This is a genomic window from Pseudomonas sp. LW8 (genome assembly GCF_041956865.1).
Taxonomy (GTDB): Bacteria; Pseudomonadota; Gammaproteobacteria; order Pseudomonadales; family Pseudomonadaceae; genus Aquipseudomonas; species Aquipseudomonas siliginis.
This window is the reverse complement of the sequence record NZ_CP168138.1, coordinates 1,817,796-1,839,464: the sequence shown is the minus strand read 5'-3', so window position 1 is coordinate 1,839,464 and position 21,669 is coordinate 1,817,796. Positions and strand designations below refer to the sequence as shown.

15 protein-coding genes are annotated in these 21,669 nt (G+C 61.4%); 10 read left to right on the top strand and 5 right to left on the bottom strand.

Annotated elements, in window-relative coordinates; translation table 11 throughout:
• Positions 1-2: 2 nt before the first annotated feature.
• From xdhA to guaD, 4 genes are all read left to right on the top strand, one after another.
• Positions 3-1,457: a xanthine dehydrogenase small subunit gene (gene xdhA / locus AB9L16_RS08345; protein ID WP_150635842.1), complete on the top strand. Its 1,455-nt coding sequence runs from the start codon at positions 3-5 to the stop codon at positions 1,455-1,457.
• Positions 1,450-3,843, top strand: a complete 2,394-nt coding sequence (gene xdhB, locus AB9L16_RS08340) for a xanthine dehydrogenase molybdopterin binding subunit (protein WP_375123348.1) — start codon at positions 1,450-1,452, stop codon at positions 3,841-3,843. Before xdhA ends, xdhB begins: the two co-directional genes overlap by 8 nt.
• Before the next feature lie 126 nt (positions 3,844-3,969).
• Entirely contained in the window at positions 3,970-4,827 is an 858-nt protein-coding gene (gene xdhC, locus AB9L16_RS08335) for a xanthine dehydrogenase accessory protein XdhC (RefSeq protein WP_073473987.1), read from the top strand.
• A gap of 13 nt (positions 4,828-4,840) precedes the next feature.
• Positions 4,841-6,145 (top strand): guanine deaminase, encoded by a 1,305-nt coding sequence (guaD, locus tag AB9L16_RS08330; protein WP_039763011.1) that lies wholly within the window; start codon positions 4,841-4,843, stop codon positions 6,143-6,145.
• Positions 6,146-6,394: 249 nt separating this feature from the next.
• On the opposite strand, the gene AB9L16_RS08325 is transcribed toward guaD, so the two are convergent.
• Positions 6,395-7,159 carry a GntR family transcriptional regulator gene (locus AB9L16_RS08325; protein ID WP_007918375.1) on the bottom strand — a complete coding sequence of 255 codons (765 nt, stop codon included), beginning with the start codon at positions 7,157-7,159 and terminating at the stop codon, positions 6,395-6,397.
• Between the two features lie 358 nt (positions 7,160-7,517).
• On the opposite strand from AB9L16_RS08325, the gene AB9L16_RS08320 reads away from it, so the two are divergent.
• Complete coding sequence (locus AB9L16_RS08320) at positions 7,518-8,708, top strand: benzoate/H(+) symporter BenE family transporter (protein ID WP_150635848.1); 1,191 nt, start codon at positions 7,518-7,520, stop codon at positions 8,706-8,708.
• Positions 8,709-8,951: 243 nt separating this feature from the next.
• On the opposite strand, the gene AB9L16_RS08315 is transcribed toward AB9L16_RS08320, so the two are convergent.
• Positions 8,952-9,296: a YggL family protein gene (locus AB9L16_RS08315; protein WP_016773843.1), complete on the bottom strand. Its 345-nt coding sequence runs from the start codon at positions 9,294-9,296 to the stop codon at positions 8,952-8,954.
• Between the two features lie 234 nt (positions 9,297-9,530).
• Here AB9L16_RS08315 and dacB point away from each other — a divergent pair, with 234 nt between their 5' ends.
• Entirely contained in the window at positions 9,531-10,991 is a 1,461-nt protein-coding gene (gene dacB / locus AB9L16_RS08310) for a D-alanyl-D-alanine carboxypeptidase/D-alanyl-D-alanine-endopeptidase (RefSeq protein ID WP_375123347.1), read from the top strand.
• A gap of 145 nt (positions 10,992-11,136) precedes the next feature.
• Here the strand turns inward: dacB and AB9L16_RS08305 are convergent, their stop codons facing one another.
• Positions 11,137-13,521, bottom strand: coding sequence for a diguanylate cyclase (locus AB9L16_RS08305; protein WP_375123346.1), 2,385 nt, complete (start codon positions 13,519-13,521; stop codon positions 11,137-11,139).
• Positions 13,522-13,665: 144 nt separating this feature from the next.
• Complete coding sequence (gene rlmKL / locus AB9L16_RS08300) at positions 13,666-15,936, bottom strand: bifunctional 23S rRNA (guanine(2069)-N(7))-methyltransferase RlmK/23S rRNA (guanine(2445)-N(2))-methyltransferase RlmL (RefSeq protein WP_150741382.1); 2,271 nt, start codon at positions 15,934-15,936, stop codon at positions 13,666-13,668.
• 529 nt (positions 15,937-16,465) lie between these two features.
• Between rlmKL and rmf the strand changes: the two genes are divergently transcribed.
• Entirely contained in the window at positions 16,466-16,681 is a 216-nt protein-coding gene (rmf, locus tag AB9L16_RS08295) for a ribosome modulation factor (protein ID WP_003223300.1), read from the top strand.
• Positions 16,682-16,981: 300 nt separating this feature from the next.
• Here rmf and AB9L16_RS08290 read toward each other — a convergent pair whose 3' ends face one another.
• Positions 16,982-18,001, bottom strand: coding sequence for a quinone-dependent dihydroorotate dehydrogenase (locus AB9L16_RS08290; RefSeq protein WP_375123345.1), 1,020 nt, complete (start codon positions 17,999-18,001; stop codon positions 16,982-16,984).
• Between the two features lie 218 nt (positions 18,002-18,219).
• Here AB9L16_RS08290 and AB9L16_RS08285 point away from each other — a divergent pair, with 218 nt between their 5' ends.
• The 3 genes from AB9L16_RS08285 (at position 18,220) to AB9L16_RS08275 (ending at position 21,665) form a co-directional block, all read left to right on the top strand.
• Positions 18,220-19,431 (top strand): CmpA/NrtA family ABC transporter substrate-binding protein, encoded by a 1,212-nt coding sequence (locus AB9L16_RS08285; protein WP_375123344.1) that lies wholly within the window; start codon positions 18,220-18,222, stop codon positions 19,429-19,431.
• A 15-nt stretch (positions 19,432-19,446) separates the two neighbouring features.
• On the top strand, positions 19,447-20,022 hold the full coding sequence (locus AB9L16_RS08280) for an ANTAR domain-containing response regulator (RefSeq protein ID WP_007916390.1): 576 nt from the start codon (positions 19,447-19,449) through the stop codon (positions 20,020-20,022).
• Positions 20,023-20,453: 431 nt separating this feature from the next.
• Positions 20,454-21,665 (top strand): NarK/NasA family nitrate transporter, encoded by a 1,212-nt coding sequence (locus tag AB9L16_RS08275; protein WP_016773839.1) that lies wholly within the window; start codon positions 20,454-20,456, stop codon positions 21,663-21,665.
• The last annotated feature ends 4 nt before the right edge of the window (positions 21,666-21,669 follow it).

Here is a 21,669-nt window from a genome sequence, read left to right as displayed (position 1 = left end):
CCGTGATCCAGTTTTTACTTAACCAGGAACTCCGTAGCGAGCACGCCCTGGACCCGAATCTGACTGTGCTCAATTACCTGCGCGAACACGTGGGCAAGCCCGGCACCAAAGAAGGTTGCGCCAGTGGCGACTGCGGCGCCTGCACCGTGGTGGTTGGCGAGTTGCAGACCGATGACAGCGGGCGTGAACACATTCGCTATCGCAGCCTCAACTCGTGCCTGACCTTCGTTTCGTCGTTGCACGGCAAACAACTGATCAGCGTCGAAGACCTCAAGCACAAGGGCGAACTGCACAGCGTGCAGAAAGCCATGGTCGAGTGCCACGGTTCGCAGTGCGGCTTCTGCACCCCCGGTTTTGTGATGTCGTTGTTCGCCCTGCAAAAGAACAGCGATGCGCCGGATCAGGCCAAGGCCCACGAAGCACTGGCCGGCAACCTCTGCCGCTGCACCGGCTACCGGCCTATTCTCGCCGCAGCCGAACAATCCTGCCTCGGCAAGCCAGCGGATCAGTTCGACGCCCGCGAAGCCGAAACCATCGCCCGCCTCAAGGCTATCGCGCCGACCGATATCGGTGAACTCAACAGCGGCGACAAACGCTGCCTGGTGCCGCTGACCGTGGCCGATCTGGCCGACCTCTACGACGCTTATCCACAAGCGCGGCTGCTCGCCGGCGGCACCGATCTGGCGCTGGAAGTCACCCAGTTCCACCGCACCCTGCCGGTGATGATCTATGTCGGCAACGTCGCCGAAATGAAGCGCATCGAAACCTTCGATGACCGCATCGAAATCGGCGCCGCCACTGCCCTCTCCGACTGCTACGAGGCGTTGAATGCCGAGTACCCGGACTTCGGCGAACTGCTGCACCGCTTCGCCTCGTTGCAGATCCGCAACCAAGGCACCCTCGGCGGCAACATCGGCAACGCCTCGCCGATCGGTGACTCGCCACCGCTGCTGATCGCCCTCGGCGCGCAGATCGTGCTGTGCAAAGGCGAAACCCGCCGCACCTTGAACCTGGAAGATTACTTCATCGACTATCGCGTCACGGCGCGGCAGGAAAGCGAGTTCATCGAAAAAATCATCGTCCCGCGCGCCAGCGCCGAGCAGCTGTTCCGCGCCTATAAAGTGTCGAAGCGTCTGGACGACGACATCTCCGCCGTCTGTGCTGCGTTCAATCTGCGTGTGGAAAACGGCGTGATCAGCGACGCCCGGGTGGCCTTCGGCGGCATGGCGGCGATTCCGAAACGCGCCGCGCATTGCGAAGCCGTGCTGCTCGGTCAGCCGTTCAACAACGCCGTGATCGAACGCGCCTGCGCCGCGCTGGCCGAAGACTTCACGCCACTCTCGGACTTCCGCGCCAGCAAGGAATATCGCCTGCTCAGCGCGCAGAATCTGCTGCGCAAATACTTCATCGAACTGCAAACACCGCACATCGAGACTCGGGTGACCGCTTATGTCTAACCATCACGCCGTAGAGAAGACTCAAGCTGAATTGGCCGAACTGTTCGCCCAGGACCTGACCACCGGTGTCGGTCGCAGCGTCAAGCACGACAGCGCCGCCAAGCATGTATCCGGTGAAGCGCAGTACATCGATGATCGCCTGGAATTCCCCAACCAATTGCACCTGTATGCGCGCCTGTCGGACCGCGCCCACGCGAAAATCCTCAGCATCGACACGTCGCCGTGCTACGCCTTCGAAGGCGTGCGCATTGTCATCACCCACGAAGACGTGCCGGGCCTGAAGGACATCGGCCCGCTGATGCCGGGTGACCCGCTGCTGGCCATCGATGACGTGCAGTTCGTCGGCCAGCCAGTGCTGGCAGTCGCAGCGAAAGATCTGGAGACCGCGCGCAAAGCAGCGATGGCCGCAATCATCGAATACGAAGACCTCGAACCGGTGCTCGACGTGGTCGACGCCCTGCGCAAACGCCACTTCGTGCTCGACAGCCACACCCATCAGCGCGGCGACTCGGCCTCTGCACTAGCCACGGCTGAACACCGCATTCAGGGCACGCTGCACATCGGCGGCCAGGAGCACTTCTATCTGGAGACACAGATCTCCTCGGTGATGCCTACTGAAGACGGCGGCATGATCGTCTACTGCTCGACGCAGAACCCGACCGAAGTGCAAAAACTGGTCGCCGAAGTGCTCGACGTGTCGATGAACAAGATCGTCGTCGACATGCGCCGCATGGGCGGTGGTTTCGGCGGCAAGGAAACCCAGGCCGCGAGCCCGGCGTGCCTGTGCGCGGTGGTCGCGCACCTCACCGGCCAACCGACCAAGATGCGCCTGCCGCGTGTCGAAGACATGCTGATGACCGGCAAGCGCCACCCGTTCTACGTTGAATACGACGTCGGCTTCGACAGCAGCGGCCGTCTGCACGGGATCAACATGGAGCTGGCCGGCAACTGCGGCTGCTCGCCGGACTTGTCCGCCTCGATCGTTGACCGCGCGATGTTCCACTCGGACAACTCTTACTATCTCGGCGATGCAACCATCAACGGTCACCGTTGCAAAACCAACACAGCGTCGAACACCGCTTATCGCGGCTTCGGCGGCCCGCAAGGCATGGTCGCCATCGAAGAAGTGATGGACGCGATTGCCCGGCACCTGAAGCTCGACCCGCTGGCGGTGCGCAAGGCCAACTACTACGGCAAAACCGAGCGCAACGTCACCCACTACTACCAGACCGTCGAGCACAACATGCTCGAAGAGATGACCGCCGAACTGGAAGAAAGCAGCCAGTACGCCGAGCGCCGCGAAGCGATCCGTCGCTACAACGCCAACAGCCCGATCCTGAAAAAAGGCCTGGCGCTGACGCCGGTGAAATTCGGCATTTCCTTCACCGCCAGTTTCCTCAATCAGGCCGGTGCGCTGATCCACATCTACACCGACGGCAGCATCCACCTGAACCACGGCGGTACGGAAATGGGCCAGGGCCTGAACACCAAAGTCGCTCAGGTCGTGGCGGAAGTGTTCCAGGTCGACATCGATCGTGTGCAGATCACTGCAACCAACACCGACAAAGTGCCCAACACCTCTCCGACCGCTGCTTCCAGCGGTGCGGACCTGAACGGCAAAGCCGCGCAGAACGCAGCACAGACCATCAAGCAACGCCTGGTCGAATTCGCCGCGCGGCACTACAAGGTCAGCGAAGAAGACGTCGAATTCCGCAACGGCCACGTGCGGGTGCGCGAGCAGATCCTGACGTTCGAAGCGCTGATCCAGCAGGCGTATTTCAATCAGGTCTCGCTGTCGAGCACTGGCTTCTACAAGACCCCGAAAATCTACTACGACCGCAGTCAGGCGCGGGGCCGTCCGTTCTATTACTTCGCTTTCGGCGCAGCCTGCTGCGAAGTGATCGTCGACACCCTGACCGGCGAGTACAAGATGCTGCGCACCGACATCCTGCACGACGTCGGCGCCTCGCTGAACCCGTCGATCGACATCGGTCAGGTCGAGGGCGGTTTCGTCCAGGGCATGGGCTGGCTGACCATGGAAGAGCTGGTCTGGAACAACAAGGGCAAGCTGATGACCAACGGCCCGGCCAGCTACAAGATCCCGGCGGTGGCCGACATGCCGCTGGATCTGCGGGTGAAACTGGTGGAAAACCGCAAGAACCCGGAAGACACGGTGTTCCATTCCAAAGCTGTCGGTGAACCGCCGTTCATGCTCGGGATCGCCGCGTGGTGCGCAATCAAGGACGCGGTGGCGAGTCTCGGTGATTATCAGCATCAGCCGAAAATCGACGCGCCAGCCACGCCGGAGCGGGTGTTGTGGGGTTGCGAGCAGATGCGTCAGCTCAAAGCGGTGAAGGCTGTCGAAGCTGAAACCGCGGTTGTTTGATGATCGTTCCCACGCTCTGCGTGGGAATGCAGCCCGCGACGCTCTGCGTCGCATCCTGAACAGCGGACGCGGAGCGTCCAGTGATGCATTCCCACGCAGAGCGTGGGAACGATCTGAGAGGTGTGTATGTACAACTGGATCGACGCCCTCGCCGACCTGCAGAATCAGGGCGAGCCCTGTGTGCTGGTGACGATCATCGAAGAACTTGGCTCGACGCCACGCAACGCCGGCTCGAAAATGGTCGTCAGTGCCGACCGCCTGTTCGACACCATCGGTGGTGGGCATCTGGAATTCAAAGCCATGCAGATCGCCCGCGAAATGCTCGCCAGCGGCAAGCAGGACACCCATCTGGAGCGCTTCAGCCTCGGTGCCAGTCTCGGCCAGTGCTGCGGTGGCGCTACGGTGTTGCTGTTCGAACCGATGGGCCAGGTGCAGGCGCAGATTGCCGTGTTCGGTGCCGGCCATGTTGGTCGCGCCCTCGTGCCGCTGCTGGCCAGCCTGCCCTGCCGGGTGCGCTGGATCGATTCGCGCGAGGCCGAGTTCCCTGAACACATCCCTCACGGCGTGCGTAAAATCGTCAGCGAAGAGCCAGTGGACGAAGTCGATGATCTGCCCGCCGGCAGCTACTGCATCGTCATGACCCACAACCATCAGCTCGATCTGGAGCTGACCGCGGCGATTCTCAAGCGTAACGATTTCACTTGGTTCGGCCTGATCGGCTCGAAAACCAAACGCGCCAAATTCGAACACCGTCTGCGTGATCGTGGTTTCGACCCGAGCGTGGTGCAGCGCATGCGCTGCCCGATGGGCATCGGCGAAGTCAAAGGCAAACTGCCTGTGGAAATCGCCATCTCCATCGCCGGCGAAATCATCGCCACTTACAACGCCAATTTCGGCCAGCACAGCGCCCGCGCCGAACCGATTGCCCGACTGCTGCCCGCCTCGCGCCGCAGCCAGTCCGCCAAACTCAAAGCCTCAAACTGATTAGAGAACCCTCATGCCTCTGACTCGCAAAGCCTACCGCGCCGCCATTCTGCACAGCATTGCCGACCCTGCCGAAGTCGGCATCGAAGCCTCTTATGAATATTTCGAGGACGGCCTGCTGGTGGTCGACGACGGCAAGATCAGTGCCCTCGGCCACGCCAGCGAACTGCTGCCAACCCTGCCGGCAGATATCGAGATCAACCATTATCAGGATGCGCTGATCACCCCGGGCTTTATCGACACACACATTCACCTGCCGCAGACCGGCATGGTCGGCTCCTACGGCGAGCAACTGCTCGACTGGCTGAACACCTACACCTTTCCCTGCGAAAGCCAGTTTGGCGACAAGGCTCACGCCGACGAAGTGGCCGATATTTTCATCAAGGAACTGCTGCGCAACGGCACCACCACGGCGCTGGTGTTCGGCAGCGTGCACCCGCAGTCAGTCAATTCGTTTTTTGAAGCGGCGGAAAAGCTTGATCTGCGCATGATCGCCGGCAAGGTGATGATGGACCGCAATGCCCCGGACTATCTGGTCGATACCGCCGAATCCAGTTACGTCGACAGCAAGGCGCTGATCGAGCGCTGGCACGGCAAGGGCCGATTGCACTATGCGGTGACACCGCGCTTCGCCCCCACCAGCACCCCGGAACAACTGACCCTCGCCGGGCAACTGCTGACTGAATACCCGGATCTGTACATGCAGACCCACATCAGCGAAAACCTCAAGGAAATCGAGTGGGTCAAGGAGCTGTTCCCGGAGCGCAAGGGCTACCTCGACGTCTACGATCATTACCAGTTGCTCGGCGAACGCTCGGTATTCGCCCACGGCGTGCACCTGTGTGACGAAGAATGCGCGCGACTGGCGGAAACCGGCTCGGCGATCTCGTTCTGCCCGACCTCGAACCTGTTCCTCGGCAGCGGCCTGTTCAATTTGCCGATGGCCGAGAAGCACAAGCTCAATGTCGGCCTCGGCACCGACGTCGGCGGCGGCACCAGTTTCTCCCTGCTGCAAACCCTCAACGAAGCCTACAAGGTCATGCAGTTACAGGGTGCGCGGTTGAGCCCGTTCAAGTCGCTGTATCTGGCAACCCTGGGTGGTGCGCGGGCGCTGCGTCTGGAAGACAGGATCGGCAATCTGCAACCGGGCTCCGATGCCGACTTCCTGGTACTGGATTACAACGCCACGCCGCTGCTGAGTTATCGCTTGAAGCAGTCGAATAACATTGCCGAGACGTTGTTTGTACTGATGACGCTGGGGGATGACCGCACGGTGGCGCAGACGTATGCGGCGGGGGCGCTGGTGCATCAGCGCTAACCTCTTCGCACTGATCGTTCCCACGCTCTGCGTGGGAATGCAGCCCGTGACGCTCCGCGTCACTGGACGCGGAGCGTCCCTAGAGGCGTTCCCACGCAGAGCGTGGGAACGATCATCCCCGGTGGTGTTTACCACGGAGGATTTTTGTTGCCGGTCAGGTTGTCTTCGCGAGCAGGCTCGCTCCCACCTTTGAAATGCATTCCCCTGTGGGAGCGAGCCTGCTCGCGAAAGCCGCGACTCGGTTTCAGCTTAGAGCTTGGCCGCTGGACGCCCCGGCTTCTTGGTCTGCAACAAGTGCGAGAACACCGCATGCAGATCATCCGACGCGCCTTCCTCGTCGAGGTTGAGCTTGCTGTCGATGTGATCCATGTGATGCATCATCAGGTTCACCGCCAGTTCACCGTCGCGCTTTTCAATGGCGTCGATCAACTGCGTGTGTTCATCGTACGAGCAGTGCGAGCGGTTGCCGCTTTCATACTGGGCGATGATCAGCGAGGTCTGCGAAACCAGGCTGCGCTGGAAGCTGATCAACGGTGCGTTCATCGCCGCTTCCGCCAGTTTCAGGTGGAATTCGCCCGACAGACGAATACCGGCACCGCGATCGCCGCGCGAGAAACTGTCGCGCTCATCGTTGACCATCTGCCGCAATTCGGCGATCTGCTCGGCCGTGGCGTGCTGCACGGCCAATTCAGTGATCGCACGCTCGACCAGACGGCGGGCGAGGAACACTTGACGCGCTTCTTCAACACTCGGGCTGGCGACGACGGCGCCACGATTCGGCCGCAACAGCACCACGCCTTCATGGGCCAGACGCGACAGCGCGCGGCGAATGATGGTGCGGCTGACCCCGAAGATTTCCCCCAGCGCCTCTTCGCTCAACTTGGTACCGGGCGCCAGACGCTGTTCGAGGATGGCCTCGAAGATATGCGCGTAGACAATATCGTCCTGGGTTCCGCTGCGACCGGCTTTGCCTGCTCGCGGTTGTTTCTTGAGGGGTTGCAACTGTTCGTTCATGGGCACTCGAGTCGGGAAAACTGCGGCGAATAGACCGTGACTGTAATACGGCACAGTAGGTCGCTGGCAAGTATCGCGTAAAAAACAGCGCGATTGTACACAATGAATGGTGGCAACACGACTGTACGGCTGTTTGCGCCTGCGGCTGTATTGCAACGGTTTGTCAGGTTTGAGTTTAGGCTTGATCGCAGAATCCGCTGCATGACCGCAATCCCCCGTGGGAGCGAGCCTGCTCGCGAAAGCCATTTCACATTCACTATGAATGTTGACTGACATAGCGCTTTCGCGAGCAGGCTCGCTCCCACAGAGGTTCTGTGTTGTGGCGGACATCTCCATTGGTATAAGGAACACCGCCGTCATGACCGACGCTACCCACGCCCGCCTGCGCCCTCTTGCCGACACCTCGCCTTCCGCCATCGTCGCCGGTTTCATCGCGATGATGACCGGCTACACCAGTTCGCTGGTGCTGATGTTCCAGGCCGGGCAAGCGGCCGGCCTGAGCAGCGGGCAGATTTCTTCGTGGATCTGGGCGATTTCGATTGGCATGGCCGTATGTTCGATCGGTCTGTCGCTGCGCTATCGCACACCGATCACCATCGCCTGGTCGACCCCCGGCGCGGCGTTGCTGATCACCAGCCTGGGCGGCGTCAGTTACGGCGAGGCGATCGGCGCCTACATCACGTGCGCGGTGCTGGTGACGATCTGCGGCCTGACCGGCAGCTTCGAACGGCTGGTAAAAAAGATCCCGGCCTCTTTGGCGGCGGCCTTGCTGGCAGGGATTCTGTTCAAGATCGGCAGCGAAATCTTCGTCGCCGCGCAACACCGTACCGGGCTGGTGCTGGGAATGTTCTTCACTTATCTGGTGGTCAAGCGCCTGTCGCCACGCTATGCGGTGCTCGCAGCGCTGCTGATCGGCACCGCGCTGTCGGGCTTCATGGGGCTGCTTGATTTCAGCGGCTTTCATCTGGAAGTGGCCACCCCGGTGTGGACCACGCCGCACTTCTCCCTGGCCGCAACCATCAGCATCGGCATTCCGCTGTTCGTGGTGGCGATGACCTCGCAGAACATGCCCGGCATCGCCGTGCTGCGTGCCGATGGCTATAACGTCCCGGCCTCGCCGCTGATCACTACCACCGGCATCGCCTCGCTGTTGCTGGCGCCGTTCGGCTCCCACGGCATCAACCTCGCGGCCATCAGCGCAGCGATCTGCACCGGCCCGCATGCCCACGAAGATCGCAACAAGCGCTACACCGCCGCGGTGTGGTGCGGGGTGTTCTACGGGATTGCCGGGGTGTTCGGCGCGACGTTGGCGGCATTGTTTGCGGCGTTGCCGAAAGAACTGGTGCTGTCGATTGCTGCGCTGGCGTTGTTCGGCTCGATCATCAATGGCTTGAGCATTGCCATGAGCGAGGTGAAGGAACGGGAAGCGGCGTTGATCACCTTTATGGTCACGGCGTCCGGGCTGACGCTGTTTTCCATTGGTTCGGCGTTTTGGGGGATCGTGGCGGGGGTTTTGACGTTGGTGATTTTGAATTGGCGCAGAGCTTAAGATCAAAAGCCCCTCACCCTAACCCTCTCCCAAAGGGAGAGGGGACTGACCAAGGTGCTCGGAAGATATACGCCGACGAGGGATATCAAGTCGAACTCACATCCCGAAAAGCCCACAGATCGGCTCCCTCTCCCTCGGGAGAGGGCTGGGGTGAGGGGCGAGTCCACCATCAAATCCAAGCCGTATCACCTAAACACCAGACGAAAAAAAACGGCGACCCTCAGGTCGCCGTTTTTTTCAGTATCACTTAGCCGCGTTGATCGGCTTTTCCGGATACCACACATCCAGCAGCGGGCTGACTTCGTACTTGGTCAGCTCGGAGCGGTTTTTCAGCCAGGCTTCAACGGCAGCGCGCTGCTCTTCGTTGACCGAGCCACGCTTCTGCAGGCACACCAGACCGAAGTCGTCGCCGCCAACATAACCCAGACCGTTGGCTTCCATGGCTTCTTTGATGAATGCTTCGAGGAAAGCGTCAATGGCTTCTTCGGACAAGTCTTCTTTGAAGTCCAGGTTCAGTTCGAAACCCAGCTCTTGAAATTCATCAACGCACAGTTTTTTGCGCAGACGCTGGGAACGGTTAGTCGCCATTGGAACAATCCTCTTAAGTAATAACGGCCGGCACTTTACCAGTTTAAGCCAGCGATTGCCCGACTCTCTGGCCGCTGCGGCCGACCGCCCGTAAAAAAATAAGCGATTGCCCGGGCCTGACACGGCACAAGCTGTTACAGCTTGGGGCATAATGCCGACACTTTCATGACCACTGAGGGCCTTTTCATCCATGTCCTCCTCTTTTTTCCCCTCTTTTGCAGGGTTTTATTGCATATGATCAAATCGTTGCGTCCACTGTTTCTCGCCGGCCTTCTTCTGCCTCTGGCCTTGCCTGTCTCCGCTGCCACCATCAACACTTCCCTAACCCCGAACGTCGAAAAAGCCCTCAAGGCCAGCAAGCTGCAGCCCACCGCGCTGTCGCTGGTGATGGTGCCGCTCGACGGTCCGGGCACGCCGACCGTGTTCAACGCCGACGTCTCGGTCAACCCGGCCTCGACGATGAAACTGGTCACCACTTACGCGGCGCTGGAAATGCTCGGCCCCAACCATCAGTGGAAAACCGAGTTCTACACCGACGGCGACCTGAGCGGCGGCATTCTCAACGGCAACCTCTACCTCAAGGGTGGCGGTGACCCGAAGCTGAACATGGAGAAACTCTGGCTGTTGATGCGCGACCTGCGCGCCAACGGCGTGACGCAGATCACCGGCGACCTGATCCTCGACCGCAACTTCTTCGTGCAGCCGCAATTGCCGGAATTCAACGATGACGGCAACGACGACAACAAGCCGTTCCTGGTCAAGCCCGACTCGCTGCTGGTCAACCTCAAGGCCCTGCGCTTTGTTGCGCGCAATGACGGTGGCCGCGTGTTGATTTCCGTGGAGCCGCCGATCGCGAACATCCGCATCGAAAACGCCGTCAAAGCCCTGCCGTCCAAGCAATGCACCGGCGGCGTGCGCTACAACCCGGTGCCGCAGGCCGATGGCAGCGTGACCGTGACCGTTGGCGGCCAGTTGGGCGAAGGCTGCAGCTCGCAGACTTACCTGTCGCTGCTCGACCACGCGACCTACACCGCCGGCGCCGTGCGGGCGATCTGGAAGGAACTGGGTGGCAGCATTCAGGGCAAGGATCGTCTGGCGCCGACGCCGAGCAGCGCCAAACTGCTTGCCCGTGCGTACTCGCCGGATCTGGCCGAGATCATCCGCGACATCAACAAATACAGTAACAACACCATGGCCCAGCAGCTGTTCCTCAGCCTTGGCCAGCGTTTCCGCAACGATGCCGACGGTGACGACGCCCGGGCAGCGCAGCGCGTGGTACGTCAGTGGCTGGCGAAGAAAGGCATCACCGCGCCGCATCTGGTGATGGAGAATGGTTCTGGTCTGTCGCGGGCCGAGCGGGTCAGTGCGCGGGAAATGGCCAACATGCTGCAGGCCGCCTGGCACAGCCCGTACGCCGCCGAATACATCAGCTCGCTGCCGATTGCCGGCACCGACGGCACCATGCGCAAACGTCTGAAAACCACGGCGATGCGCGGCGAAGCCCACGTCAAGACCGGCACCCTGAACACCGTGCGCGCGATCGCCGGTTTCAGTCGTGATGTGAATGGCAATACCTGGGCGGTGGTGGCGATCCTCAACGACAAGGCCCCGTTCGGCGCCTCGTCGGTGCTCGATCAGGTGCTGCTGGATCTGTACAAACAGCCGAAACTGCCGCAGACCGCTTCGGTGCTGTAACCCAATCCAAGCCACACCACAAAACCCTGTGGGAGCTGGCTTGCCAGCGATAGCGGACTGTCAGTCACCGAATATGCTGACTGGAATAACCCTATCGCTGGCAAGCCAGCTCCCACAGGTTTGTGGTGTATCGAGCATCAGCGGCTCAGCTCATCTCCCGCTCAACCCGATCCCGGCCATTCTGCTTCGCTGCGTAAACCCCTGAGTCAGCGCGCAGCAACAGCGCATCCGCGCCCTCCCCCGGGCGCCAACTGGCGATGCCGAAACTGGCGGTGACTACGCCGACCACGTCCACCGGCGCGCCGCGCAAACCTTCCCACAATTCCCTCGCCAGCATGTAGGCGTGTTCGCCGTCGATGTCCGGGCACAGCACCATGAACTCTTCGCCGCCCAGACGGCAGAACACGTCGGTGCGGCGCAGGCGATGGCCGATCCGTTCGCAAACTGCTTGCAGCACGCGGTCGCCGACAGCGTGGCCGAACTGATCGTTGATGCGTTTGAAGTGGTCGATGTCGAGCATGATCACCGACAACTCACCGCCGCCACGCTCGACCCGGGCCATTTCGGTGGTCAGGCGTTCCTGGAAATAGCGGCGGTTGTGTATGCCGGTCAGCGAATCGGTGATCGACAACGCGCGCAATTCTTCTTCCACGCGCTTGAGATCGGAGATATCCGAGATGTAACCGTGCCACAGCACCCCGCCGCCCGGCAGTTCTTCAGGCGTCGCCTCGCCGCGCACCCAGCGCAGGCCGCGTTCAGGCAGTTGCACGCGGTATTCCTCGCGCCACGGGCTGAGGTTTTCCGCCGATTCGCGGATCGAGCTGCGCACGCGAATCGCATCCTGGGGGTGGATACGACTGAAGATCGCCTCGGAGTCGAGCAGCAGCACATCCGGCTCCAGCTCGTAGATTTCGCGGATGCCATCGCTGGCGTAGATCACGCTGAAGCGTCCGTCGAATTCCATCTTGAATTGGTAGATGCCACCGGGAACATGGGCGCTGAGCTTCTTCAGCAATGTGTCGCGTGCTGCCAGCACCTCGTGCACTCGCTTGCGTTCGGTGATGTCGATGCAGATCGCCAGATGACCGACCCACAGGCCTTGCTCGTCAAGCACCGGGGTGGCGAGCATGTTCACCGGCAGGTGACTGCCATCGCTGCGCACCAGTGTCCATTCGCGTGCCTCGTGGCCGCCGACTTCGCCGCCCTCGACCAGCATCGCGTGGCAAGTCGGAATGTTTTTGCCGTAGCGCGCACTCAACTCGGCCGAACGCGCCGCCAGTTCCCGTGGCAAATGCAGGTTCTCCAGGGTCATGCGCCCGACCACTTCGGCGCTGCTGTAGCCGAGCATTTGCTCGGCGCCGGGGTTGAAGGTGTTGATCACGCCGCGCAGGTCGGTGGCGATGATCGCGACCTGAGTGGCGGCATTCAGCACGCCGCGCAACTGACCGTGGGTGCCGCGCAGTTCCTGCTCGCGCTCGTGCAATTCCTGGGTGCGCACCTCGACCAGCCGCACCGCGCGCTGGCGCTGGCTGACCAGCACGTAAAGCAAGGCGCTGAGCAATGCGCTGAGCAAGCCGCCAAGAATGATCACGCTGCCCACCGACGAATGGTTGGCCTGCATGAACGCCTCGCTCGGAAGGATATCGACCTGATAGTCGTGGTCGGCCATGCGCAGCAAGCGCGTCGCCGCCAGATCGCCGGGCACCGCCTCGTTGCTCGATTCGAACAGCGCCTCGTGCTGATCCTGGGTCGACAGGTCGAGAATGCGCACCGACAGGTAATCGTGCAGGGCATCGGGCAAACCGTCGGCGAGCAACTGGCGCATGCTGATCACCGCCATCACATAGCCGAACGGCTGCGATTCTCCGGCGCGACTGACCGGCGCCAGTAGCAACACCCCACGCGCGTAGGACGGCTCAATCCCGACAAGATGCATGGGTTGCGACACCGCCATGCTGCCGAGCTGGTCGGCGCGTTGCAGGGTTTCGCGGCGCAAGGGTTGGGCGAGCAAGTCATAACCCAGTGGTGGCGCCAATCGGCTTTGGGTCTGGGTGTACAGCACCGGCACATATGCGTCGCGCGCTGCCGCCAGTTGCAGCTCGCCATTGGCGTCGAGCTCGCGAATGGTGAAGTTGCTCAGGCCTTCGTCACGCACCTGCTGTTCGAACGCGGCGCGTTCGGCACCACTGACTCTCGGGGCATAGGTATAGGCTTGGGTGCGCAGCAATAAAGGGCGGGAGTAGCCGTCGAATTCGGCGCGGGACACCGATTCGGAGTTGGCGAAGAACCGGCGCAGACTATCGAGACGTTGCTCCTGGTCCTGAAAACGTTCGGCGATACGGCTGTAGCGTTCGTTGGCCAGCAGTTGAAAGCGCTGACGCGATTGTTGCTGAAACTGGTTGAAGGTGCCCCACGCGAGCAGCCCGGTGAGAATCCCGCCGGCAAGCAACACCAGCAAAGCGACCAGCCAGGCTGAGACGTCTTCACTGATGAAACCGAGGATTTTCGGGCGCACGGGGTGCAACGGCATAAGCACGACTCACTCCGCCAGATTCACGGGAAAACCCCATTGGCGGTGTGTGAGTTATAGCTATTAGCCACTAATTTAGCCAGCACCGCTGGATCCACCGAGCCGTTAAAAATCAAGGCTCTGTGGATCCAACCAGTGAAAGCGTCAACGAGCCGTGATTTTCCAGGCGCGGTGGATCTTGGTATTGCGGGCGAAATCCGGATCAATGGTCTGCGCACTGATTTCCTCGACCGCATAACGCTCGGCGAGGTTTTCCTCCAACTGGAACTTGCGGAAGTTGTTGGAGAAATACAGCACGCCACCCGGTGCCAGCCGCGCCATCGCCAAGTCGATCAACTGCACCTGATCGCGCTGTACGTCGAAGATGCCTTCCATGCGCTTGGAGTTGGAGAACGTCGGCGGGTCGATGAAGATCAGGTCGTATTCGTCACGGCTGCTTTCCAGCCACGACATCACATCACCCTGCTCCAGACGATTCTTGTCCGAGAAACCGTTCAACGACAGGTTGCGCCGCGCCCAGTCCAGATAGGTTTTCGACAGGTCGACGCTGGTGGTGCTGCGCGCGCCGCCCTTGGCCGCGTGCACGCTGGCGGTCGCGGTGTAGCAAAACAGATTGAGGAAGCGTTTGCCGGCCGCCTCTTTCTGAATGCGCATGCGCATCGGCCGGTGATCGAGGAACAGGCCGGTGTCGAGGTAATCGGTGAGGTTGACCAGCAACTTCACGCCACCTTCATTGACCTCGACGAACTTGCCCTGCGCAGCCTGACGCTCGTACTGCTTGGTGCCGCTCTGCCGCTCGCGGCGCTTGACCACCACGCGGTTCTTGTCGACGTTCAATGCCTGCGGGATGGCCGCCAAAGCGTCGAACATGCGCGCCGAGGCTTTTTCCGGGTCGATGGATTTCGGCGCGGCGTATTCCTGAACGTGCACCCAGTCGTGGTACAGGTCGATGGCCATTGCGTATTCCGGCATGTCGGCATCGTAAACGCGGTAGCAATCGATGCCTTCGCGCTTGACCCACTTGCCCATTGCCTTGAGATTTTTCTGCAAGCGATTGGCAAACATCTGCCCGCCTTCGCTCAGGCGCGGCTGTTCGATCACTGGCGCCGGGGCTGGCGTCGGCTTGATCGGGTTGCCGTTCTTGTTGAACTTGCGCTCTTGCGGCTCGTCCGGGGTCTGGTCGTAAGCCGCTTGCTCGCGCTCGGCCTGGCGCTGTTCCGGAGTGCGGCGTTCGCCAGTGACGAACTGATCCGGCAGAACCTTGATCAGCAGCAGTTTGCACGGCAGCGCGCCGTTCCAGAACGAATACTGTTTATGGCTGCGAATGCCCATGCGCTTGCCCAGATCCGGGGCGCCGGTGAACACCGCCGCTTCCCAGTTCAGGCAGGCCTGACGCAGACGCTCGCCGAGGTTCTGGTAGAGATACAGCAGGCTGGCTTCGTCACCGAGACGCTCGCCGTACGGCGGGTTGCAGATCACCAGGCCTTTCTGATTCTGATCCGGGCGCGGCTCGAAGGTCGCCACTTCGCCCTGGTAAATCTTGATCCACTCGCTGAGGCCGGCGCGCTCAACGTTATTGCGGCCTGGCTGAATCAGTCGTGGATCGGCTTCGTAACCGCGAATCCACAGCGGCGGTTTGGCCAGACCGGCGGCGGCACGCTCGACGGCTTCTTCGTGGAGTTTTTTCCACAGTGCCGGCACATGACCGAGCCACGCAGTAAAGCCCCACTGCTCGCGACGCAGGTTCGGCGCCATGTCGGCGGCAATCATCCCCGCTTCGACGAGAAACGTACCGACACCGCACATCGGGTCAGCCAGTGCGCCACCTTCGGCGGCAATTCGCGGCCAGCCGGAACGGATGAGGATTGCCGCCGCGAGGTTTTCCTTCAGCGGCGCCGCGCCCTGCTGCAAGCGATAGCCACGCTGGTGCAGGCTGTGGCCGGACAGGTCGAGGGACAGAATCGCTTCGCCGCGATCCAGTCGCAGGTGAATGCGCAGGTCCGGGTTGAGTTTGTCGATGGATGGACGATCGCCCTGTGGCGTGCGCAGTTTGTCGACGATGGCATCTTTGACTTTCAGCGCGCCGAAGTGGGTGTTGTCGATGCCCGAGCCGTGGCCGCTGAATTCGACGGCCAGGGTGCCGTCGCTGAGCATGTGATCCTGCCAGTCGATGTCGAGCACGCCGTGGTAGAGGTCTTCGGCGTCCTTCATCGGGAAACGCTTGAGCACCAGCAACACACGGTTGGCCAAACGCGACCAGAGGCACAGGCGATAAGCGGTTTCCATGGTCGCCATGCCACGCACGGCGGAGGTGTGCTCGCGCGCTTCTTCAAGGCCAAGCCCGACGGCTTCCTCGATGAGCAGGCCTTCAAGGCCTTTGGGGCAAGTGAGGAAGAGTTCGAAACGATCGGACATGGTAATTCCAGAGCCTTTGGCTAGTGGGCGGGCAACGCATTGCCGACCCGGTTTTCAATCAGGCGCTTTTCTGAAAGAGCGCCCGCGTGGCACAAAGTGTGCCGTTCCATCCCCGCTGCTCGGGTTAAAAGAGCTTAGATGCCGGGACAGATAAAAAAGTTGGTGAAACAAAAAGACTGAAAGCGACCCTTCGTCGAATATTACCCAAGCGCAAACGTGGGTCATTCTCACTAAAGGATTAACCCCCTGAGTCAGCGGGGCGCCGATCATACCGGGGTTTGCGCAATGAACGTTGAATAAATACGCGGTTACTTATCGCCATAGCATCCTTTACGTTACGTGCTTATGACAAAACGATCATTCCCTCGGTGTGACTCATTGGTTAGAACTGAACACAGGTTGACGTCGCAACGGCGTCAACACCTTGGCTCGCCACGCCGGCAGCGAGCCGCACGATGGCAGGTTTTTTCTGCCAGACCTCAATTGAGGTCAACGCGACACTACAGTCAACAAGTGAGGGAAACACCCTATGAGAAGACTTAAGCGTGATCCGTTGGAAAGAGCATTTTTGCGCGGATATCAATATGGCGTTGGTGGCAAATCCCGTGAGCTTTGCCCATTTACTCTACCGTCGGTACGTCAAGCCTGGATCAACGGCTGGCGAGAAGGACGCGGCGACAACTGGGACGGTATGACCGGCACTGCGGGAATCCACAGACTCAACGAACTTCACGCCGTCGGCTGACACAGGGCATTTATTCCGACACGACAATCTGAATTTGCATTGAATTAACCACGCACGTCCCTCCCGGACGGCGGGCTACGGCCCAGGGGCTCCTTCGAGGAGCCCTTTTTTATGCCTGCAAAAAGGGTTAACCGGGATCCACGTGGCGAGGGGATTTATCCCCGCTCGGCTGCGCAGCAGTCGCGAAGTCCGAATTTCAATTTACCTGGCGTATCAATGTGCAAGGCTTTGGGGCTGCTGAGCAGCCCAGCGGGGATAAATCCCCTCGCCACAAAGGCTCCGACAAGTCCTCGGCAATCCTCAGCGCAACGCGGCGATGGCGTCTACCGATTCACGAATCAGCGCCGGGCCTTTGTAGATGAAGCCCGAATAGATCTGCACCAGGCTCGCGCCAGCAGTAATTTTCTCCGCCGCGTGTTTGCCCTCGGTAATCCCGCCCGCAGCAATGATCGGCAAACGCCCGGCCAATTCGCCCGCCAGCACCTTCACGGTATGGGTGCTCTTTTCACGCACCGGCGCACCCGACAGACCGCCCGCCTCGTCACCATGCTCCATGCCTTCGACGCCGACACGGCTCAAAGTCGTATTGGTGGCGATCACCGCATCCATGCCGGTTTCGATCAAGGCTTGGGCAACCTGCGCAGTTTCTTCGTCGGTCATGTCCGGCGCGATCTTGATCGCCAGCGGCACATGCTTGCCGTGACGCAGGGCCAGTTCGGCGCGGCGCGTGGCCAAGTCCGCGAGCAATTGTTTGAGCGAGTCGCCGAACTGCAGGCTGCGCAGGCCCGGGGTATTCGGCGAGCTGACGTTGACCGTGATGTAACTGGCGTGGGCGTAGACCTTGTCCAGGCAGATCAGGTAATCATCCACCGCGCGCTCGACCGGGGTATCGAAGTTCTTGCCGATGTTGATGCCCAGCACGCCCTGGTATTTCGCCGCAGCGACCCGCGCCAGCAGGTTGTCCACACCGAGGTTGTTGAAGCCCATGCGGTTGATGATCGCCTCGGCTTCCGGCAGGCGGAAGATGCGTGGTTTCGGGTTGCCCGGCTGCGGACGCGGGGTCACGGTGCCGATCTCGACAAAACCGAAACCCAGTTGCGCAAAGCCGTCGATGGCCGCGCCGTTCTTGTCCAGACCTGCCGCCAGCCCTACCGGGTTCGGGAACTGCAGGCCCATGACGGTCACCGGCATTTTCGCCGGAGCCTTGCACAGCAAGCCGTTGAGGCCCAAACGCCCACCCGCGCCGATCAGATCCAGCGACAGATCGTGGGAGGTTTCCGGGGAAAGTTTGAACAACAGCTGACGGGCCAGGGTGTACATGGGCGGCAATGACTCGGGCGGCGAAAAGAGGCGGCGATTATAGCCGGGCATCGTCCCCCGGCGCGAGGCGCCTGCGCGAATCAGGCGACTGGCATATGCCTTGCACCACCCCGCTCATCAGTCTGCCGACCAATGACGGCGCGCAGGCCAGGACAATGGCGTCGTCCCCGGGTTTTGCCTGTGCAGAATCCGGGACGACGTTTTTTTTGAGGTAGCGTATGAACGAAACGTCCTTGGGGCCTCTGGCCTGGGTCAATGGCAGCGATGCGCCGGAAAAGAGCGCGATCAATCTCGGCTTCATGGCGCTGAGCGACTGCGCCTCGGTGGTGGTCGCCGCCACCCAGGGCTTCGCCCAGCCCTACGGCCTGACCCTGAACCTCAAGCGTCAGGCGTCATGGGCCAACCTGCGCGACAAACTGGTCAGCGGCGAACTGGATGCCGCGCACAGTCTGTACGGGCTGATTTATGCGGTGCACCTGGGCATCGGCGGCGTCGCCCCGACCGACATGGCAGTGCTGATGGGCCTGAACCAGAATGGCCAGAGCCTGAACCTGTCCCATGGTTTGCAGCAGGCTGGCGTGAACAGTCCTGAAGCGCTCGATCGGCACGTGCACCAAAGCCGCGCAAAACTGACCTTCGCCCAGACCTTCCCCACCGGCACCCATGCGATGTGGCTTTATTACTGGCTGGCGAGCCAGGGCATTCATCCGTTGCAGGACGTCGACAGCGTGGTGGTGCCGCCACCGCAAATGGTTGCGCACCTGCAAGCCGGGCGCATCGACGGTTTTTGCGTCGGCGAACCGTGGGCGGCGAGCGCCGTGCAGCAGGATTTCGGCTTCACCCTGGCGACCAGCCAGAGCATCTGGCCCGACCACCCGGAAAAAGTCCTCGGTTGCACCCGGGAATTTGTCGAGCAATACCCCAACACCGCGCGGGCGCTGGTCATGGCCATCCTTGAGGCCAGCCGCTTCATCGAAGAAAGCCCGGAGAACCGCCGCAGCACCGCGCAATTGCTCAGCGCCGCCGAATACCTCGACACCCCCACCCCGTGCATCGAGCCGCGTTTCATGGGGGATTACGCCGACGGCCTCGGCAATCGCTGGCAGGACTCGCATGCGCTGCGTTTTCACGGCGGTGGCGAGGTCAATCTGCCGTACCTCTCCGACGGCATGTGGTTCATGACCCAGTTTCGTCGCTGGGGTCTGTTGCGCGAGGATCCGGATTATCTGGCCGTCGCCCGTCAGGTTCAGCGTCTGGATCTGTATCGCGAGGCCGCCAGCGCGGTCGGCGTTGCGACTTCGTACGCAGACCTGCGCAGCAGCCAGTTGCTCGACGGCAAGGTCTGGGACGGCAGCGACCCGGCGGGCTATGCGCGCAGTTTCAAGCTGCATGCCCTGAGCGACACCGCCCCCCTTCTCGCCCAGCGCTGACAGGAGACCGCGAACATGTTGCGCATTCTGCTGATCAACGACACCGCGAAAAAAGTCGGACGCCTGAAAGCGGCGCTGACCGAGGCCGGCTTCGAGGTAATCGACGAGTCCGGCCTGACCATCGACCTGCCGGCGCGCGTCGAAACGGTGCGCCCGGACGTGATCCTGATCGATACCGAGTCACCGAGCCGCGATGTGATGGAGCAAGTGGTACTGGTCAGCCGCGACCAGCCCCGGCCGATCGTGATGTTTACCGACGAACATGACCCGGGGGTGATGCGTCAGGCGATCAAGTCCGGGGTCAGTGCCTACATCGTCGAAGGCATTCACGCACAACGGTTGCAGCCGATTCTCGACGTGGCGATGGCGCGCTTCGAGAGTGACCAGGCCTTGCGCGCGCAATTGCAGGCGCGCGATCAGCAACTGGCCGAGCGCAAGCGCATTGAACTGGCCAAGGGTTTGCTGATGAAGATGAAGGACTGCAACGAGGAAGAGGCCTATACGCTGATGCGCCGCCAGGCGATGAGCCGCCAGCAGAAGCTGATTCAGGTGGCGGAGCAGATCATTGCCATGAGCGAGTTGCTGGGCTGAAGTTTTCGCTGCAAATCAAGAGCCCCTCACCCTAGCCCTCTCCCGGAGGGAGAGGGGACCGACCGCGTTGTCTGGCGCTGTCCGCCGACCTGAACGACCGAGTCGATTATGGATTCACTCGAAATCGTTCAGATCGGCAAATGATTCGGCCATCCCCCGCTCGGTTCCCTCTCCCTCTGGGAGAGGGCTAGGGTGAGGGGCTTTTGCTTTTCAGCTGTTGGCACAAATCTCGCTAAGTAAACCGCACAGGTAACCAACGGCGGTTGCCCCACCTACGACAAAGACGTCGCTCACCCCGTTCGCCCCCCGGCGAATCAGGTAGCGGCGTTTTTGCGTTTTGGCCCCACAGAACGGGGCCGGTGGTGCGGCCGTGAGGCGCTCCACCTGCTGTGCATGACTCCTTTCGAGACTCTTTTCAGCCGAGGTGCGCGATGAATTCAAGCTTCTGGAAATCCGGCCATACCCCGACCCTGTTCGCGGCCTTCCTGTATTTCGACCTGAGCTTCATGGTCTGGTACCTGCTCGGCCCGCTGGCGGTGCAGATTGCCGCCGACCTGCACCTGACCACCCAGCAACGCGGACTTGTCGTCGCCACGCCGATTCTGGCCGGCGCGGTGTTGCGCTTCGCCATGGGCATGCTCGCTGATCGCTTGTCGCCGAAGACCGCCGGGCTGATCGGCCAGGTCATCGTCATCTGCGCGCTGTTCGGCGCCTGGAAACTGGGCATCCACAGTTATGAACAGGCGCTGATCCTCGGCCTGTTCCTCGGCATGGCCGGCGCGTCGTTTGCCGTGGCCCTGCCGCTGGCCTCGCAGTGGTATCCACCAGAACATCAAGGCAAAGCCATGGGCATCGCCGGCGCCGGCAACTCCGGCACCGTGTTCGCCGCGCTGCTGGCGCCAGTGATTGCCGCCGCGTTCGGCTGGAGCAATGTCTTCGGGTTTGCCCTGATCCCGCTGGTCCTGACTTTGGTGCTATTCGCCCTGTTGGCAAAAAACGCCCCGCAGCGGCCAAAACCGAAAGCCATGGCCGACTACTTCAAGGCCCTCGGTGATCGCGACAGCTGGTGGTTCATGTTTTTCTACAGCGTCACCTTCGGCGGCTTCATCGGCCTGGCCAGCGCCCTGCCCGGTTACTTCAACGATCAATACGGTCTGAGCCCGGTGACCGCCGGCTACTACACCGCTGCCTGCGTGTTCGGCGGCAGCCTGATGCGGCCACTGGGTGGCGCGCTGGCCGATCGCTTCGGCGGCATCCGCACCTTGCTGGCGATGTACACCGTCGCTGCCATCTGCATCGCAGCGGTGGGCTTCAATCTGCCAAGCTCTTACGCGGCGCTGGCGCTTTTCGTCTGCACCATGCTCGGCTTGGGCGCCGGCAACGGTGCGGTTTTCCAATTGGTGCCGCAGCGTTTTCGTCTGGAGATCGGCGTGATGACCGGGCTGATCGGCATGGCCGGCGGCATCGGCGGCTTCGCCCTCGCGGCCGGTATGGGCGCGATCAAGCAAAGCACCGGCAGTTATCAATTGGCGCTGTGGTTGTTCGCCAGCCTCGGCGTGCTGGCATGGTTTGGCCTGCACGGCGTCAAGCGTCGCTGGAGAACCACCTGGGGCTCGGCGGCGGTGACAGCGGCGCGGGTCTGAGGCC

Excerpts from the sequence above, each read along its gene's own strand:
- xdhB (WP_375123348.1), top strand. The coding sequence starts at position 1,450 with ATGTCTAACCATCACGCCGTAGAGAAGACTCAAGCTGAATTGGCCGAA.
- rmf (WP_003223300.1), top strand. The coding sequence starts at position 16,466 with ATGAGAAGACTTAAGCGTGATCCGTTGGAAAGAGCATTTTTGCGCGGA.
- dacB (WP_375123347.1), top strand. The coding sequence starts at position 9,531 with ATGATCAAATCGTTGCGTCCACTGTTTCTCGCCGGCCTTCTTCTGCCT.
- AB9L16_RS08290 (WP_375123345.1), bottom strand. The coding sequence starts at position 18,001 with ATGTACACCCTGGCCCGTCAGCTGTTGTTCAAACTTTCCCCGGAAACC.
- rlmKL (WP_150741382.1), bottom strand. The coding sequence starts at position 15,936 with ATGTCCGATCGTTTCGAACTCTTCCTCACTTGCCCCAAAGGCCTTGAA.
- AB9L16_RS08285 (WP_375123344.1), top strand. The coding sequence starts at position 18,220 with ATGAACGAAACGTCCTTGGGGCCTCTGGCCTGGGTCAATGGCAGCGAT.
- AB9L16_RS08325 (WP_007918375.1), bottom strand. The coding sequence starts at position 7,159 with ATGAACGAACAGTTGCAACCCCTCAAGAAACAACCGCGAGCAGGCAAA.
- AB9L16_RS08315 (WP_016773843.1), bottom strand. The coding sequence starts at position 9,296 with ATGGCGACTAACCGTTCCCAGCGTCTGCGCAAAAAACTGTGCGTTGAT.
- xdhC (WP_073473987.1), top strand. The coding sequence starts at position 3,970 with ATGTACAACTGGATCGACGCCCTCGCCGACCTGCAGAATCAGGGCGAG.
- AB9L16_RS08280 (WP_007916390.1), top strand. The coding sequence starts at position 19,447 with ATGTTGCGCATTCTGCTGATCAACGACACCGCGAAAAAAGTCGGACGC.
- guaD (WP_039763011.1), top strand. The coding sequence starts at position 4,841 with ATGCCTCTGACTCGCAAAGCCTACCGCGCCGCCATTCTGCACAGCATT.
- AB9L16_RS08320 (WP_150635848.1), top strand. The coding sequence starts at position 7,518 with ATGACCGACGCTACCCACGCCCGCCTGCGCCCTCTTGCCGACACCTCG.
- AB9L16_RS08305 (WP_375123346.1), bottom strand. The coding sequence starts at position 13,521 with ATGCCGTTGCACCCCGTGCGCCCGAAAATCCTCGGTTTCATCAGTGAA.
- AB9L16_RS08275 (WP_016773839.1), top strand. The coding sequence starts at position 20,454 with ATGAATTCAAGCTTCTGGAAATCCGGCCATACCCCGACCCTGTTCGCG.